Origin of the sequence: Alteromonas sp. BZK5 (assembly GCF_014349115.1) — a bacterium.
GTDB classification, from domain to species: domain Bacteria; phylum Pseudomonadota; class Gammaproteobacteria; order Enterobacterales; family Alteromonadaceae; genus Alteromonas; species Alteromonas macleodii.
On record NZ_JACSOE010000284.1, the window covers coordinates 1 to 1038 of the forward strand.

Annotated in this window: 1 protein-coding gene and 1 pseudogene; both read left to right on the plus strand. The window is 37.1% G+C overall.

All coding sequences use genetic code 11. From position 1 onward, the window contains the following. Positions 1-469 (plus strand): annotated as a pseudogene (locus BIZ39_RS21980) (hypothetical protein); the annotation flags it as partial. 9 nt (positions 470-478) lie between these two features. Next, on the plus strand, positions 479-1038 hold a 560-nt coding region (locus BIZ39_RS21985), incomplete at its 3' end, for a hypothetical protein (protein ID WP_187448140.1).

The window sequence follows — 1038 nt, forward strand, 5'->3', positions numbered from 1 at the left end:
TGACAAACTTGGTTCTGAACGTAAAAAGCTCGAGAAGGAACTGAAATCTTACCAATCGTTGTATTATCAACTAAAAAGTGAGTTAGAGTCCATCAAGTGTTCAACAGCATGGAAGACTATTTCGCCTGTAATTAAAGTGAAAGATAAAGTAATGGGTAATTTAAGCCGATTACATCAAGAAGAAATTATTGCAAATGTTGGGCTTTTATATACAAGTGAATTATTCGATGCCGAATGGTATCTTAGCACTTATCCAGATGTGAAGTCGGACAGCATAGATCCAGCGAAACACTATTTGTTATACGGTTTCAAAGAGGGAAGGATGCCTAGCATCCGATTTGATGGTGACTGGTATTTTAATTATTACGAAGATGTGAAAAGCTCAGGGTTAAACCCATTAATTCACTATCTTAAATACGGACAGGCCGAGGGCCGTAAAACCTCTCACAACCTTCTAATTAAATCCTAAGAGTGAACTATGTACGAAGACAAAAATGTTTTACTTTGGCTTGGTTGTGGCAACGTTGCCTCTAATTTTTTGAATTTAAACTTTAGCAAATTTGACGAGGTTATATTTGTTGATGGTTTAAAACATGCTTGTTGGGAAGTAGAAGGCTTTGCTGAAGACCTCGAATGCTCAACAATTATACTTAACAACGTCGTGTCTGAATCTTCTGTGGAAGGAACCTTTTACGAGATGTCAGATGGGAAGTATTCTTATTTTTCTGGGCAAGAGGCTAAAAAACCTCCGCATGTTGATGTTATAGATTCGTTTAAAGTTAAATCAATTGGATTTACCGATGTCTTAAGTTTTGTAGAGTCGGAAACTTCACGCCTATCAATAATTTGTGAGATTCCAAGTTTAAGTACACGTTTAAGTCAGTTTATTCTAGAACACTGTGATGCTGGTTTCATCGATGAGTTGTACCTCTCTGAGTGGAACGATACGAGCATGGGGCCCTTTTATAGTGACAATGATTCTTTGCTAAGAGAACATCACTTTATTCGAGAATCAACGTTGAAAGAGGGGGATTATAA